Origin of the sequence: Micromonospora sp. NBC_00860 (assembly GCF_045207375.1) — a bacterium.
GTDB lineage: Bacteria > Actinomycetota > Actinomycetes > Mycobacteriales > Micromonosporaceae > Micromonospora > Micromonospora vinacea.
Window position 1 is genome coordinate 1,634,383 of record NZ_CP108825.1, and the last position, 12,699, is coordinate 1,647,081.

Consider the following 12,699-nt stretch of genomic DNA (forward strand, 5'->3'; position numbering starts at 1 on the left):
GATCCTCCCTGGAAGGGACGGTCAGTCGGCGACGATCAGCAACCGGTCGGGAGCGGTTCCGACCGGGGCTGGCAGCCGCAGCGGCTGCCGGCCGGGGGTGATGCTGCCGAGCACGGAGGCGTGCCGTGCGCCGGTGCCCGACGGCAGTGTGCCCGGCAGTCCGTGCGCGGTCAGGTAGCCCAGCAGCGCGAAGGCCAGCGCCTCCTTGGCGTCCGACGCGATGCCCAGGTCGTCACTGGAGGACAGCTCGATGCCGGGCAGCTCGTCGGCGATCATGCGCATCAGCGTCGGGTTGTGTGCGCCGCCGCCGGAGACGACGAGCCGGGTGACGCCGTGGTCGCGGCAGGCGTCGGCCACCGTGACCGCCGTCAGTCGGGTGAGTGTGGCCAACACGTCCTGCGGGTCCGGTGTGGGCGCGTCGGCGAGGGCGGCGAGCAGGTAGGGCAGATGGAACAGCTCCTTCCCGGTGCTCTTCGGGCTGGACAGCCGGTAGTACGGCTCGTCGAGCAGCCGGCGCAGCAGGTCCGGGTTCACCTGCCCGGCGGCGGCCCCGCGCCCGTCCCGGTCGTACTCCTCGGTGCCCCCGCTGAAGTGGCGGGCGCCAACGTCGAGGAGCGCGTTGGCCGGCCCGGTGTCGAAGGCGAGCGGGTCCGCGTTCGGCGCGACGACGGTGATGTTGGCGATTCCACCCAGGTTCAGGGCGGCCGGGACGCCGGGCAGGCCACCCAGCAGCAGCGCGTCGAAGAGGGCGACCAGGGGAGCGCCCTGTCCGCCGGCGGCCACGTCGCGGCTGCGCAGGTCGGCCACGACCGGGAGGCCGGTGGCCTCCGCGATCCAGGCCGGCTGGCCCAGCTGGAGAGTGCCCCGAACCGTGCCGGCCTCGACCCAGTGGTGCATGGTCTGCCCGTGCGAGACGACCAGGTCGGCCTGGCCGTCGCACAGCTGGGCGAGGGCCCGTACGCCGGCCTCGGCGAAGGCCTGGCCGATGCCGGTGTCCAGCACGCAGATCGCCTCGGTGGTGGTCGCCGCGGGCGGCAGGGCCGCGGCGATCTGCGTGCGCAACTCGTCGGAGTACGGGTGGCTGAGCCGGCCGAGTGGTCGCATCCGCAGTGTGTCGCCGCTCAGCTCGAACTCGGCCGCGGCGGCTTCGATGCCGTCGTAAGAGGTTCCGGACATCAGGCCGATCACGCGCATCACGTCCTCCTTCACGCCCGGCCGACGGGCGTCGCCGCCGCGTCGTCGTCGACCTCGTCGCTACGTCCATGGTCGTACGGCGTCTCCGGGGCCGGGTGGAACCGGCTGGACACCGCGCCGACGACCAGGGTGATCAGGACGCCGATCGGGACCAGCCACTGGGCGGCGATGGCGGTGGCCGTGGTGGTACCCGCCGTCGTCACATCGATCTTGACATAGCGGACGATGTAGGTCATCACCGCCACTGTGACGAGGAAGGCGATCACCGCGTCGACCTGGTTGGCCCGCTGGACGAGGCGGCCGAGCAGGAAGGCCCCGAGCAGCGCCCCGTAGGTGTAGCCGGCGATGGTCAAACCGGTCAGGTAGACGTTTCCGGTGCTGGAGCTGAACGCACAGGCGAAGACCGCCATCAGCACCGCCCAGACCAGGGTCATCACCCGGGCGAGTCGGAGCATCGCGTCGTCGGACGGGACCTTGCGGAAGAAGCTGTGGATGAAGTCGGCGACGGTGGAGTTCGACATCGAGTTCAACGCCGAGGACAGCGAACCCATCGCGGCGCCGAGGATGCCGGCCACCAGCAGACCCGAGATGCCCACCGGCAGGGCGTGCAGGATGAAGCTCGGGTACAGGTTGTCGCTGCTCGCCAGGCCGAGTTCCTTGAAGGTCTGACCCTTGTTGTACGACCACAGCAGCGCCCCCACCAGGGAGAACGCGGCGAACTGGATCACCACGAAGATGCCCGAGGAGATCATCGCCTTCTGCCCCTCCCGCAGTGTGCGGGTGGACAGGATGCGCTGGACGATCAGCTGGTCCGACCCGTGGCTGGCCATCGCGAAGATCGCGCCACCGATGATCGCGGTCGGCAGGGCGAACGGGCTGGTGAGCACGTGCGCGAGCGTGAAGTTGGTGTCGAAGAGCTGGAACTTGCCGGCGTCCAGCGCCTGTGAGTAGCCGTCGAAGCCGACGGCGTGGCTGAGCACCGCGATGGCCAGGATCGCCCCGCCCAGGTACAGACCCATCTGGATGGCGTCGGTCCAGATGACCGCCTTGATGCCACCGAGGTAGGTGTAGATCACCGTGATGAGCGTGAGCACGATGATGATGGCCTGATAACCGACATTGAGCCCGAACTCGTCGAGAAGGAGCTTGATGGGGATGGCCGAGGCGAACAGCCGTACGCCCTCGGCGAGGAGCCGGGTGAAGACGAACGTCACGGAGGCCAGGCCCTGGAGCTTCAGGCCGAACCGCTCACCGAGGTACTGGTAGGCGCTGACGAACCCACCCCGCTTGTAGAGCGGGATGAGCACCGCGGCCACGACGACCCGACCGATGACGTAGCCCAGGGCCAGCTCGACGTTGCCGAAGCCCTGACCGCTGTAGGCGCCGCCGGGAACACTGATCACGGTCAGGACGCTGGTCTCGGTGGCGACCACGGAGAACGAGACGGTCCACCAGGGCAGTCGACCCTCGCCCACGAAGTAGTCCTTGGCGGACTTCTGTTTACCGGACAGGCGAAGTCCGACGAAGGCGATCACCACGAGGTACAGCACGATCACGACGAGGTCGAGTTGACGCACGGCTCGCTCCCAACCAGCGATTGTCAATAAGTGACGCTGACCCACCCTAACGCGAAACTTTTTGCCACCGCCCGTCCGGGCTGGTTACGCTGTGGTTTCAGCCTGCTGATACGGGGACTGTTCGCGGCTGCGCCCTCAGCCTGGCCGCGGCGGCAGGTCGCGAAGACGCGCTCGACGGCGAGCCGTCGCCGCCGCCGGGCGACCGGAAACCTCTCCCCGCCGGCTGGCGACTGCACACCAGCGAGAGGAACGAGCACCCCGTGGACCTCAGCACCCTCGGCACCGAGACCCGCAACGACAAGACCAGCGACCTCGACCGGATGTCTCCCACCGAGTTGCTTCTCGCGATGAACGACGAGGACCGGACCGTCGCCGACGCCGTCCGCCGGGCCGTGCCGGACATCGCCGCCGCCGTCGACGTCATCGTGGCGTCGCTCCGTCAGGGCGGACGGCTGATCTACCTCGGCGCCGGCACCAGCGGCCGGATCGGCATGCTCGACGCCGCCGAGATCCCACCCACCTTCGGTACGACGCCCGAGCGGGTCGTCGGTCTGCTCGCCGGCGGGGCACGAGCCTTCGGCGTCGCCGTCGAGGGTGCGGAGGACGACCCGACCCGCGCCGTCGCCGACCTCGACGCGGTCGGCCTGACCGCCCGCGACACGGTGGTCGGGCTCGCCGCCAGCGGCCGTACCCCGTACGTGGTCGGTGGGTTGGACCATGCCCGTGCGATTGGCGCGGCTACCGTCTCCGTGGCCTGCAACACCGACGCGGTGACCAGCCGGCACGCCGACGTCGCCATCGAGGTGCCCACCGGCCCCGAGGTGCTCACCGGCTCCACCCGGCTCAAGGCCGGCACCGCCGAGAAGCTGGTCTGCAACATGCTCTCGACCGCCACGATGGCCCGGCTCGGCAAGGTCTACGGCAATTTGATGGTGGACATGAACGCCACCAACGAGAAGCTCGTCGACCGGGCGCGGCGGATCGTCGCCGAGGCCGCCGACACCGACCTCGACACGGCGGCGCGGGCGCTCGCTGCGGCGCACGGGCACGCCAAGACGGCCATCGTCCTGCTGCTGGCGAACTGCACCGCCGAGGAGGCCTCAGCCCGGCTGCGCGCCGCCGACGACGACGTCCGGGCGGCCGTCGCGGCCTGACCCAGGGGGTTCGCGGTGGGGTCGTGACCGGGCAAGGGTGAGCGGTAGCTCGTTGCCCGGTTCGGGTCAGTCCTTCAGGTCGAACGCGAAGGTGCCCGCCTCGATGCGGTCGATGAGCTGACTGACATCGTCGGCCTGCCGGATGGCGGTGTCCCACCCGTCGCTGGCGATGTCGACAAGCAGCACTGGGGCGGGGTCACTGCGCAGATCGAGGACGAGCTGTTCCCTGGAACCGTCACCGCCGATGATCGCGATACCGGGGTGCGTGACGGTGGCCTGGTCCCACGCCTCGTGCACCTCGAGCGTCTCGCGTGGCGAATTGAGCCACACGTAGGCCTCGGTGGTCATCCAACCTCGCCGGAAGCACGACTCGCCCTGGAGGTAGGTGCGCCACGCCTCGGGCAGCGCCCGACCCAGGGCCTCCTCCGCGTCGGTGAACTCCTCGTCGTCGACGGGGCCCCGGTACTCGGCCTCCGCGATGATCGCGCCGACGAGGTGGGCGTTGAAATCGTCAAGCTCCTCGGCCGGGATCCAGTACTCCAGCACATCGCGACCACCGGCCTGCTGAACCTGGTAGCGGTCCAGGTAGGAACGCCGCACGTCGAACCGGGTCACGTAGCCGACGCCTTCGGCGGGGACGTTCCACTCGCGGGCGATCTTCGTGGCGTACCAGCGGTTGAGCACGGGGTAGAAGATCGGCTGGTCGGGCAGGCGTGGTGGCCAGGCCCGCCAGCCGGCCGCCGCCACGAGGTCGAGTTCGGCCTGCCCGGTGGGCCGCCACAGCGTGATCGTGTCGGAGGTGCCGATGGTCTGCTCCCTGTCGGTCCCGGTGATGGCGGCATGATGCCACCGCCCGACATTCTGGTGGTACGGGTTCCCGGGTGGACGCCGCGGCTCGTGCCGGCGACGATCGCCGTGCTGTCGGCACGGATTCGCTGTCGGTCAGCCCGCCTAGAGTGCGCCGCATGTACTTCGTCTGCCGGTGGCGCGAGGAATCGCCGTTCAGCAAGCGGGTGGTCACCGTGCCCGACACGACAGTGCTCGACTGGTTCCGTCGGGGCTGGGGCCGCGACGACCCGCGAGGCTGGATCGAAAGCGAGCTGGGCGAGATCGTCTACGGTCTGGACTCGATCTTCGACGAGGCCCAGGAGCGGCACCTGCCACCGCCGGAGACGGTTGACGATCTGCGCGACCTGCTGAACGAGCACCTCTGGGTGGAGGGCGACGACGACGGCGCGTTCATCCGGCTTGGTGAGCACGCCCTGCGTGTGCGGACCGACGACGACGAGGTGGATCTGGCCTACTACTTCATCGACGAGGACGCCGCCGCCGCGTCGCCTGACCGGCTCGCGTACCTGCTCCACGACACCTGGCCGCTGCCCCCCGACGCCGCCGCGCCCGGTGCGGTCTTCGAGCATGGCGTGCCGGTACGTACCGTCCGCATCGCTCCGTCCGGGCCGGAGGCCGTCTTCTCGGTCCGTCTGTGCTGGGATCCGCCTGGTATCGAGACGAACCTGGATCTGGCTGGCGCCCTCGTCTTCCCCGGCCTCACTCTGTCGGGCTTCGCCGCCCGTCTTCGGGCCGTCGACGCGCCCGGCACCCGGCTCTGGCCGCACGACGCCCGGTTGCTGCGGGCCCTGATCGCGCCGAACGAGGAGGACGTTGGCGTGGCGCTGGCGCGCTACGCCCGGCTGCCCGGATACGACCCGTCGCCCGCCGGCCTTGACCGCGTGTCCGCACACCACGAGATCCACCGGGAGGCACTGGAGATGATGGCCCCGGAGTCTTCCGTCGGGTCGTTGATCCGATTGGACCCGCACATCGTGCAGGTCGCTCGATACATCGACGACTTCTTCGGGTTCGACCAGTGGTTTCTGTTCGACACCAGATGGGCGGCGGCGAACCCGGACCTGGCCCGCTCGCTGCTGCGCTACGCGGCGCACTGGGACCCGTACGACGGCGTCACGCCGAAGTAGCTTCTGCCGTCGTCCACGGCGTCGCGTTGATCAGCACTGTGTCTGCGTCGAGAAGCCAGATCGACGAAGCGCCCCGTCCATAGCGGACGGGGCGCTTCGTGGTGTCAGCCGAACTGCGTGTCCGGAACCGTTCGGTCCCCGTCCGCGTCGATGCCGGGGGAGCTGGCCAGCTCGATCCGGGGGGACCGATCCGGCGGGAGGTGGGCGAAGTCGGCGATGACGACGACATCCACCTCCCCGTCGATCATCGTCTGCTCGACGGTCTCCCACGGGGCCCGCATGATTCCTGCGAATCGGTAGGAGTGTCGGCGAAGGTGGCTGAGACACCTCGCGACGGCGGGCTCCGACGGCTCGATGTGGGCGGGAATCCAGATAACGGCGATTTCCATGAACCTCTCCTGATCAACGTCGTGGACGTGGGTGGGTGATCAGGAGTTGTCGGGGCGGGGGAGGGCCCCGCTCCACGGGACGGCTGGTAGCGCGCCTGTCGACGCTGGTGACGGTGAGCCCTGGGCGCAGCGGCGAGGTGGGCGGCGGAGCGTCGGCTGTCGACGTGGGTGGGTCAGCGCCGCCGGTGCCGGCGCCGGTCGGTGCCGACGCGAGGGCCAGCACGACCGCCGGCGGCCCCGGTGCGGGACGGGCGGGCGGGTTGGGCCGTTGCCCGGTGGCGCTGGTCATCGTCGCCCGCGCCCGCTTCGACGTCCGGCCATCGAACGTGCTGTGGCCGGCGTCCCGGGGCGTCGTCGCCGGCACACGCGTCGACGGCGCCGGCGATGGCCGCGAGGCAACGCGTGCCCCCGAGGCCGACGGTGCCGGTGTGGCCCGCGGCGACGACGATGGCGTACGGGCCGGCCGACGTGGCGGGGCGGTGGAGGGTGCGGCCGACGGCGTCGGCAGCGGAACGGCCGACGGCAGCGGCAGCGGGTCCGTCGACGGTAGCGGCAGGGGCAGGGGAACGACGGCGGTCGGCAGGGGCAGGGGGACGATCGGCTGCGCCTCGACCACGTCGGCCACCGAACCCGTGATGGCCTTCGGCGAGGCGGTGACCTCCATCAGTGGCAGACGCGACGGCGACGGCGTGTCGGCATGGGCGGGGTCGGCACCCAGAGCCGCGCCGAGCGCCACTGCGCCGAGCGCCACCGGGGGCAGGCTGTGCCTCAGCCGCATCAGACGGAGGCCGTCGGCCGCGGGGTCGCCAGCCCTGCCCGGTCCGGCTCACCGATCCGGTGTCGCTGGCCGAGCAGTCGCCCCTCGCACAGTGCTGCTCCCTCCATGCGCGGTTCTTGCCCCGGCAGATCGCGGGCTACACCTTCCGTCGATATCCCGACCGAGCGATGTGGACAGAGGCCGGGAACGCACCCGGCCGGGTCAGACCCGGGCCTCGCTGGGTGTCGGCGCGGGGTCGAGCGGCAGGTCACGCAGCCGACGGATCGGCGTCGACAGGTAGATGATCGGGGACAGCACGGTGAGCGCCCCGAAGATCAGCAGGGTGGTGCGGGCGCCGAGTGGCCCGGCCAGGATGCCGGCGAGGAGACCGCCGACCGGGATGGCACCCCAGGAGACGAACTTGACCGTGGCGATCACCCGGGACAGCAGTTCCGGCGGGCTGGCGAGCATCCGGTAGGTACGGGTGGTCACGCTGAGCACCACAGTGGAGCCGGCGAAGATGAGGTTCCCGACGGCGAAGGCCAGGAACGCGGCGGTGCCGGTGCCCAGCGGGATGATGAGCGCGCCGACCACGCCGACGAAGGCCGAGATGATCAGGCCGCGGGCGGTGCCGAACCGGTCGGTGAAGCGGGTCGTCAGTGCGGCGCCGATGAGCGTGCCGAGGCCGTCCGCGGCGAGCAGCAGCCCGACCATGAATGGCGATGCGTGCAGTTCGCGCACCAGGTAGAACGGGAACAGGGCGAGCATGGCGCCGTTGACGAAGTTCGTCGCGGTGGCGTCCCACATGGCCGGCCCGATGATCGGGTGTCGGAGCACGAAGTGCCAGCCCTCGCGGATCATCGTGACCATCGGTGGCCGCTCGGTCGGTCGCTGCACCCGCCGGGCCGGCAGGGTGCGCAGCAGCACGGCGGAGAGCAGATAGCTGACGGCGTCCACGAACAGCGTCGGGACCGCACCCAGCACCTGCACGGCGAGGCCGCCCACTGACGGTCCGCCCAGCGATGTGGCGGCATGCGTGCCGGAGGTGAGGCTGTTGCGGGCCTGCAACTGCGCGGCCGGCACGATCTCCGGCAGGAAGGTCTGGTTCGCCACGTCGAACAGCACGTTGGCGAAGCTCACCACCAGGGCGACAGCGATCAGTTGGGCCACCGTCAGCATGTCGAACCACCAGGCCAGCGGGACCGACGCGATGGCGAGGGCCCGGACCAGATCCAGGGCGACCTGCATGCCACGCAGCGGCACCCGCTGCACGATCACCCCCGCCGGCAGGCTGATCAGCAGGTACGCCAGGTAGCTGGCCGCCGTGATCAGACCCATCTCGAAGGCCGACGCGTCGAGCACTGTCAGCGCGGTCAGCGGGAGCGCCACCGCGCCGACCGCCGAGCCGAGTTGGCTGGTCGTGCCAGCGACCCACCACCGCCAGAACGTAGTAAGTCCCATAATGGAACTCACTATAGGGGTGCGCGCGAGACGGCGTCGACCCCGCCCATGCGGGCTTATCCCGCTCTGCGCACCATCTCGCCGATCCAGATCGGCGCGAACGGGGACGTGCAGCCGGGGGAGGTGGGGTAATCCTTGAGCACCTCCAGGCGTTCGCCGATGTCGATCGCCCGGGCGCGGTACTCGGCGTGCTCGATGCCGATCTGGGCCAGGCAGTGGTTCATCGCCCACTGCAGGCGATCCGGCGCGTCCCTCATCTCGGTCTCGATCACATCGAGCAGTCCCGGGAGGTCGAGACTCCCGGGATTCTTCGTCACGCGGTCGGTGGTCAACGCCCAGCCGGCACTCGCGACCACGGGATCCGCGTCGGCGAACCAGGCCAGTCGCAGCTCGTCGGAGTGCGGGCTCTTCTTCACCACGTAGTTCACGAGCCAGTCGTGCACCTTCGGGGTGCGCGCCTCGCGCACCATGGCGTCCAACTCGTCCCGCTCGAACGCCCTGGGACGGCAGATCAGGACTGCCAGCAGCCGCGCCGAGGCGTCACCCGTCGCCCAGAGCTGGCGCGCGAGATCGTGCTGCGTCTTCAGCCGCTTCGCGAGCGCCCGAAGCGCGCCGAGGTGCACACCATGATCGTCACCGTGTCTGGCGTTCACCTCCCGTGCCTTCGGGTCCTCCAACTCGGCCAGCTCGGCCATCACGTCGGTCACCGTCGTCGTAGCCATCGCAGCCTCCTGCCACATCGGGACCGGACGTTTCACACTCGCGTAACGGGTATCCAGGCGTACCAGTGCGACCGGCGGTGAACAGCTTCACGGAGTGAGGGGGCACCTATCATGCCTGATCCACAGCCCACCATCGTGCTCGTGCACGGCGCGTTCGCCGAGTCGGCGAGCTGGAACGGTGTGCTCGAGCGGCTGAGCGGCGCGTACGACTTGGTGGCCGTTGCGAACCCGCTGCGGAGCCTCGCCGGCGACGCCGCGTACGTGCGGGATGTGGTCCGTAGCATCGGTGGTCCGGTCGTCCTCGTCGGCCACTCGTACGGCGGCATGGTGATCACCCAGGCCGCAGCCGGCGACACCTCGGTGCGCGCCCTCGTGTACGTGAACGCCTTCGCCCCGGACACCGGTGAGTCGGCGCTTGCGCTGTCCGCGAAGTTCCCCGGCAGCACGCTCGCCGACACGCTGGTGCAGTACCCGGTGTCGACCGGTGGGAACGAGGTGGCGATCGGTCAGGACCAGTACCACGCGCAGTTCTGCGCGGACGCGTCGGACAAGCTGGCCGCGCTGATGGCGCGGACCCAGCGGCCGATCACCGAACAGGCCCTGGGCGACACGCTCACCGGCGACCCCGCCTGGCGATCGCTGGCCAGCTGGTTCGTGTTCGGGGACGCTGACAAGAACATTCCCGCCGAGGTGCACCGCTTCATGGCCGAGCGGGCCAATCCCCGGGGGCAGCGCGAGGTCGTCGGCGGCTCGCACGCGATGGCGGTGGCCCGGCCGGGTGAGGTCGCCGAGACGATCATCGAAGCGGTCCGGGGCGTGAGCTGACGGCCCGGACGGACAGCTGACGGGTGGGCCGACGACGAGAGGTCGCCGGCCCACATGCCTGTTGGTCAGCGAACCCGCAGCTGCTGGTGGACCGCCGCGGTCGGGGCGTGGACCCTGTCGCCGGAGTAGGCGACGTGCACCGGGTACGACCCGGAGGGCAGCCCGTCGGTCGGCAGCGTGACGACGGCCGCGCCATCGCGGAGCGGCACCACCCGGGTGGTGCCGCCGAAGGTGACGGCGACCTCGCCGTTCACCGCCGTGGCAGCTTTCCGGTGCGGATGCTGCGCCCGCACGTCGACGGTCAGCGTGAACGTGTCACCACGGACGACCGAGGCGGGCGTGGCCTTCGTCTTCACCGTGACTCGCGCGGGGCCCGGAGGCGTCAGGGTGACCTGGGCCGAGCGTGATCTGGTCGGGTCGACCACCGACGTCGCCACGACGGTGAGCGACGACGCGGTCTCCGCGGCGGCGACCGAGAGCAGACCCTCCGCAGAGATGGTGGTGCCGGTGGAGGTCGCACCCTGAACCGACCACGTCACCGCCGGGCTCACACCCTCGTTGGTCGTCACCTGCGCGGTGAACTGCCTGGTCCAGTTCCAGCCCGTGGTGAGGTTCACCGTCGCCGGCGTCACCGACACGGAGTCGACCCCCGACCACAGGTGATCCCGGGCGAAGATCGTGAACAGTTGACCCGCCGTCATCCCGTCGTGCGCGCCGGGGACCTGGGTCGTCGCGGCGGAGTACCCCCGGGCCCGGAAGTTGTCGGCGATGGCGTTCTGGGCGTTGAGGTTGCCCTCGAAGACACCGTTGCCGAGAAAGACGGAGAGGTCGTCGTCCCCGACCGCGTTCGCGATGGTGTCGTAGTCCTGGGTGGTGAGGGACGGGTTGCCGGAGAAGTGTCCGTAGAACGCGAAGGTGGTCGGGTAGTTCTTGATGACGACGCCGCCGGTCATTCCGCCGTACGAGAACCCTGCGTAGGCGCGCCCGGACCGCTCGGTCGAGACGTTGTAGCTGCGCTCGATGAGGGGCAGGATCGTCTGGACCAGGTTGTTGGCCGCGTTGGTCTGGTTGTAGGACGCGAAGCCGAGGCCGGTGCCCGTGAAGTGGTTGCCCATGGTGACGACCACCGTCGGCTCGATCTCGCCCCTGGCCGTCATGTTGTCCAGGATGTTCGGGACGTTCGCGGGGACCATGAAGTCGGTCTCGTCGCCGAAGATACCGTGGGCGAGATAGGCGACCTTGTACGGCTCCGCGCGGTTGGCGTCGTAGTTGGCCGGCAGGTAGACGCCGAGGTAGTGGCCGCTGTCACCCAGGATCGTGGTGTACGGGACGTACCGGACGGTTCCCCGCTTCGCGCGGTCGGCCAGCGGCAACTCGTAGTCCGCACGCTCCTTCAGCACCGGGTCGTTCTGCTTCTTGGCGTACGGCACGTACACGGCATCGAGGACGTCGTTGTTCCGGACCCGGAACGAGGACTCGCCCGGCGGCCGAGGGTTCGTCGAGGCGGGATCCCAGATGCGCTTGTTCTCCCAGCCCTGGGTCGGGTCCCAGACGCGGTACCAGTAGCTGAGACCTCCGGCGTGCAGCGGGAGCGAGACCGACCAGTTTCCCTTCGGGTCCCTCGTCATGTCCCGGAGGAACTCGGTGCCGCCGGCGTGGTAGCGCCCCGGCTGCCACTCTTCCGGCTGATAACGCGTGCTGCCGGTGCCGACGTCGAGCAGGGTCAGGTCCCCGGCGAGACGGACCTGGGTGGCATGGGGATTGCGGTAGACGAATGTGACGGTGTAACCGGTCGGTGAGGTGCGGTCCGCCTTGACCGTCGTACCCGGCACGGGCGCGGGCCTGCCGGCGGCGGCAGCCGGCGCGGGGAGGACGGCCCCCGCAGCGAGTGCCGTGAACGCGAGAATCGAGATCGCAAGCCGGAGCCTGCGTCTTCCGGTCGTTTCCCTCATGCGCGAAGACTCCTTTGTGGTGGTCGCTCGTCGCGGTCTGGTCCGGTGGTGGGAGTTGAGGGCTCCGATGGCAGCTAAATCGAATTAGCATCGGGAGTGTGGCTGGCTACACCCGTCGATGTCAAGGGTGTCCGAGGCCCGAGGCTGGCGAGCGCCCCGATGGGTGCGTTACCCGCGGCCTGCGGGTTTTCGCAGCTGGGCGGCCCCCGGATGGCAAGGTGAGGGGCATGGACAGGACGCACGTCGAGGAGTGGCTTGCCACCTACGAGCGGCTCTGGCGGACCCCGGGCACTGACGCGCTGGTCACGCTCTTCACCGAGGACGCGAGCTACCAGCAGGGGCCGTACTGGACGCCCGTCGTCGGCCTGCCGGCCATCGCCCGGATGTGGGAGAAGCAGCGCAAGGGCCCCGACGAGGTGTTCCAGCTGACCACGGAGATCGTCGCGGTCGACGGCGACACCGCCGTGTCGCGCCAGGAGGTCCGCTACGGCGACCCGGTCGACCAGGAGTACCGCGACCTGTGGGTCATGCGGTTCGCCGACGACGGACGGTGCCGCTCATTCGAGGAGTGGCCGTTCTGGCCGGGACAGCAACCCGCCGATCCTCCCGACGGCTCCTGACCGCGAGTGGCTGCGGTGACGCCCCAGCCATCGGGGTAGGAGACCTGACCGACACCACGTCGGACCGGTCGC

At 70.0% G+C, this 12,699-nt stretch carries 11 protein-coding genes and 1 pseudogene; 4 read left to right on the plus strand and 8 right to left on the minus strand.

Annotation, left to right across the window (positions count from 1 at the left end; translation table 11 throughout):
• Window positions 1-21: 21 nt before the first annotated feature.
• Window positions 22-1,194, minus strand: a complete 1,173-nt coding sequence (locus OH804_RS07420; protein ID WP_406063773.1) for an anhydro-N-acetylmuramic acid kinase — start codon at window positions 1,192-1,194, stop codon at window positions 22-24.
• Window positions 1,195-1,205: 11 nt separating this feature from the next.
• Window positions 1,206-2,771, minus strand: a complete 1,566-nt coding sequence (locus OH804_RS07425) for a sodium:solute symporter (RefSeq protein WP_406063775.1) — start codon at window positions 2,769-2,771, stop codon at window positions 1,206-1,208.
• 260 nt (window positions 2,772-3,031) lie between these two features.
• Here OH804_RS07425 and murQ point away from each other — a divergent pair, with 260 nt between their 5' ends.
• Complete coding sequence (murQ, locus tag OH804_RS07430) at window positions 3,032-3,925, plus strand: N-acetylmuramic acid 6-phosphate etherase (protein WP_406063777.1); 894 nt, start codon at window positions 3,032-3,034, stop codon at window positions 3,923-3,925.
• Window positions 3,926-4,384: 459 nt separating this feature from the next.
• Here the strand turns inward: murQ and OH804_RS07435 are convergent.
• Window positions 4,385-4,732: pseudogene (locus OH804_RS07435) on the minus strand (ADP-ribosylation/crystallin J1); the annotation flags it as partial.
• A 158-nt stretch (window positions 4,733-4,890) separates the two neighbouring features.
• On the opposite strand from OH804_RS07435, the gene OH804_RS07440 reads away from it, so the two are divergent.
• On the plus strand, window positions 4,891-5,901 hold the full coding sequence (locus OH804_RS07440; RefSeq protein ID WP_406063779.1) for a hypothetical protein: 1,011 nt from the start codon (window positions 4,891-4,893) through the stop codon (window positions 5,899-5,901).
• A gap of 104 nt (window positions 5,902-6,005) precedes the next feature.
• Here OH804_RS07440 and OH804_RS07445 read toward each other — a convergent pair whose 3' ends face one another.
• The 4 genes from OH804_RS07445 to OH804_RS07460 form a co-directional block, all read right to left on the minus strand.
• Window positions 6,006-6,290, minus strand: a complete 285-nt coding sequence (locus OH804_RS07445) for a hypothetical protein (protein ID WP_406063781.1) — start codon at window positions 6,288-6,290, stop codon at window positions 6,006-6,008.
• Between the two features lie 13 nt (window positions 6,291-6,303).
• Window positions 6,304-7,041 (minus strand): hypothetical protein, encoded by a 738-nt coding sequence (locus tag OH804_RS07450; protein ID WP_406063783.1) that lies wholly within the window; start codon window positions 7,039-7,041, stop codon window positions 6,304-6,306.
• Window positions 7,042-7,269: 228 nt separating this feature from the next.
• Window positions 7,270-8,508, minus strand: coding sequence for an MFS transporter (locus OH804_RS07455; RefSeq protein WP_196923820.1), 1,239 nt, complete (start codon window positions 8,506-8,508; stop codon window positions 7,270-7,272).
• Window positions 8,509-8,564: 56 nt separating this feature from the next.
• Window positions 8,565-9,230, minus strand: a complete 666-nt coding sequence (locus OH804_RS07460; protein WP_406063785.1) for a DNA alkylation repair protein — start codon at window positions 9,228-9,230, stop codon at window positions 8,565-8,567.
• A gap of 111 nt (window positions 9,231-9,341) precedes the next feature.
• Here OH804_RS07460 and OH804_RS07465 point away from each other — a divergent pair, with 111 nt between their 5' ends.
• Window positions 9,342-10,055: an alpha/beta fold hydrolase gene (locus OH804_RS07465; RefSeq protein ID WP_196923818.1), complete on the plus strand. Its 714-nt coding sequence runs from the start codon at window positions 9,342-9,344 to the stop codon at window positions 10,053-10,055.
• Between the two features lie 65 nt (window positions 10,056-10,120).
• On the opposite strand, the gene OH804_RS07470 is transcribed toward OH804_RS07465, so the two are convergent.
• Window positions 10,121-11,887, minus strand: a complete 1,767-nt coding sequence (locus OH804_RS07470) for an alpha/beta hydrolase-fold protein (RefSeq protein WP_406063787.1) — start codon at window positions 11,885-11,887, stop codon at window positions 10,121-10,123.
• Window positions 11,888-12,234: 347 nt separating this feature from the next.
• Here OH804_RS07470 and OH804_RS07475 point away from each other — a divergent pair, with 347 nt between their 5' ends.
• A complete protein-coding gene (locus OH804_RS07475; RefSeq protein WP_196923816.1) occupies window positions 12,235-12,627 on the plus strand; it encodes a nuclear transport factor 2 family protein in 393 nt (130 codons plus the stop codon).
• Window positions 12,628-12,699 lie beyond the last annotated feature (72 nt).

What these genes read in the sequence shown, in the direction of transcription:
- OH804_RS07460 (WP_406063785.1), bottom strand. Translation starts at nt 9,230, where the DNA reads ATGGCTACGACGACGGTGACCGACGTGATGGCCGAGCTGGCCGAGTTG.
- OH804_RS07455 (WP_196923820.1), bottom strand. Translation starts at nt 8,508, where the DNA reads ATGGGACTTACTACGTTCTGGCGGTGGTGGGTCGCTGGCACGACCAGC.
- OH804_RS07465 (WP_196923818.1), top strand. Translation starts at nt 9,342, where the DNA reads ATGCCTGATCCACAGCCCACCATCGTGCTCGTGCACGGCGCGTTCGCC.
- OH804_RS07420 (WP_406063773.1), bottom strand. Translation starts at nt 1,194, where the DNA reads ATGCGCGTGATCGGCCTGATGTCCGGAACCTCTTACGACGGCATCGAA.
- OH804_RS07440 (WP_406063779.1), top strand. Translation starts at nt 4,891, where the DNA reads ATGTACTTCGTCTGCCGGTGGCGCGAGGAATCGCCGTTCAGCAAGCGG.
- OH804_RS07445 (WP_406063781.1), bottom strand. Translation starts at nt 6,290, where the DNA reads ATGGAAATCGCCGTTATCTGGATTCCCGCCCACATCGAGCCGTCGGAG.
- OH804_RS07475 (WP_196923816.1), top strand. Translation starts at nt 12,235, where the DNA reads ATGGACAGGACGCACGTCGAGGAGTGGCTTGCCACCTACGAGCGGCTC.